The 2,361-nt window shown below is 45.7% G+C and carries 2 protein-coding genes; both read right to left on the reverse strand.

Annotated elements, in window-relative coordinates; genetic code table 11:
- Positions 1-991, reverse strand: a 991-nt coding sequence (locus PSE69_RS19760) for a DUF4123 domain-containing protein (RefSeq protein ID WP_272675349.1), incomplete at its 3' end; no start/stop codon positions are given.
- Positions 991-2,361 (reverse strand): type VI secretion system Vgr family protein (locus PSE69_RS19765; RefSeq protein WP_272675350.1); only part of this gene is annotated, 1,371 nt, incomplete at its 5' end. The genes PSE69_RS19760 and PSE69_RS19765, both read right to left, overlap by 1 nt.

Consider the following 2,361-nt stretch of genomic DNA (forward strand, 5'->3'; position numbering starts at 1 on the left):
CCTTATCATGGGGGATCGAATTATCCTGATGTCGAATCGCCTGTTGGGCTTTATCAAGGGTGCTCATCAAGGTCAATTGTGCATAATGGCGATACAAGCGCTCATTAATCAATAGCGCTTCACGATGATAAGTATCATGCAAATAGTCTTTATGAAAAGTGATTTCCACGCCATCAGGGTATTTTGTGCTATAACCATAAAATGCGGTCACACCACTCACTACATTGAACAATTGTCCCCGTGTTAATGATTCGATAAACGGGATAAAATGGCTCACGTCATAGAAACGGAAAAAATTCCAACTGTTGAGTGTTCGATTATACAAATAGGTCATCTTGCGCATTTGCCGATGCACGTCAGCGAAAGACTTGAAGCTATTAAAAAATAGCCCGACGGTCGCTTTGTTCGGTAAATTCAGACATTGCGCTAGAAAGTGCCGCCCTGCCACCGTCCGCTGAATATGCACCAAATACGGCGCTTGCTCTGCCAAGCTGTCCTGAGTTTCCCCTTGGTACAACGACTGCCACGGTAATTGACTGCCGTGCAACATCGGCACCAAATATTGCCCCGTTTGACGGTGATACTCTCCGCTATCGATGACCATGTAGAGGTCGACATCATCCAACAACGCAGGCTGACCAACTTGATAGTGAATATCACCCTTTTCAGACGGTAATGGGTTTGTCAGATTACGTTCATCCACAAGCACTGCGAGTCTACTCTCTGCGTGTTGCCGCCTAATTTGTCGCAACAATAACAGTTCAAGTTGTTGGCTATTTTCAACATACGTAATCAGTGGTGTGAGTGTGTCGTACTGCGCAAAACTATACTCGGCTTGATTTTCCGCAAAGTAGTGCCGCATATTCCCAATGACTTGCTCTTCACTGTGCCCCGCCAGCGTCATGATGCCAGTGAACGTTTCGTTATTACGGGTGTAGCGACATTCTGCTACCCAGTAGCCTTGATAGATATCACTGTAAGACGAGGGCATTATGCGATTCCTTTTTTCATGGCTTTAGCTCGACAATCTTCTGCCAGTGGCAACCCTTCATTCACAACGGCTTCTAAAGATGCCACCGATTCTGGCGCCCCTTCCGTCACCGACACATTTCCCTTCAATGTAATATTGCCCGTAATGGTCACCCCTTGCGCATCCAGTTGAATCGAGCCTGCTTGGCCTTTAATAATCACCGTTTCACTGGCTTGCAGTGTGTGTACCTTGGTGTGCGTATGGATACCGCCTGCAGCAGTTAACTTGTAATCATTTTGTATATCGCACTGTTTGTTTTCACCTACTTCTTGGAAGTGACTGGCGTGTATTACCTCTTTCCAACTGTTATCAATACGTGTGATACGATCTTTTCCAATTTGCTCGAATTGGTTAACGCCTACCTTCACCGTTTGTTCATTAACGATATGAATAAATTCGTCATGACACACTTCATGTTTGCGGTCATTGGCGACTGTGTGGGAGTCATCATGACCCACATATTGGGTTTTATTGCGATTAATGTGAATATTGTTATCGCGCTGCGCATGTAGATAAATTTCTTCGCGACCGTTACTATCCTCAAAGCGTAACTCATTAAATCCTTCGCCTTTATGGGTTTTTGAACGAAACGTAGTACGGGTTTTATGCTTAGGCAAATCTAATGGTGGGTTATTCCGCCCATTATAAGTACACCCTGTGATAATTGGCCTATCAATGTCACCGTCTAAATAGGAGACAATCACTTCTTGCCCGATCCTCGGAATTGACATAAAGCCAAAACCATCCCCGTTCCAGCCATGGGCGACTCTGACCCAACAAGAGGCACTGTGATCGGGCTTACCACGCCTATCCCAATGAAAATAGACCGTGACCGCCCCTTGGGAGTTGGTGTAAATCTCTTCACCCGGAGGACCCACGACCGTCGCTAACTCATCACCATCGGCGGTGGGTTTGTAGCGGTACGGTGGACGCCATTCTTGGGTACTTGGAATAAAGGTGATGGTATTACTCAATTGCGTACCTTCACCGCCACTGTTGTCAGCGAGGGGCTGTACCCCGTGATGGTGTGCCGTAATCACTTGCCAGCTGTCATTCATACGGCTACTGGGATGATTAGATAAGCTGAATATTCGTCCAGGTGCTAATTCAATACAATTGGTATTAGCAGTGCCTGTTTGGCGGTTATTTTGCGATTGTTCGTAGCGGATTTGATTAAACGACTGACCTTCAGCATCTTCTTGGAAGCGCCCATAACTTTCAAATACTTCGTGTTGTTGATGTACTTCACCCGTTACCTGATGGCTCAATGGGTAAGAAGGACGTAACTGATTGTAATCTTTATCAATACGAATATCACTACATAAGCGTTC

The sequence above is a fragment of the Providencia sp. PROV122 genome, from assembly GCF_028482365.1.
Lineage (GTDB): Bacteria > Pseudomonadota > Gammaproteobacteria > Enterobacterales > Enterobacteriaceae > Providencia > Providencia stuartii.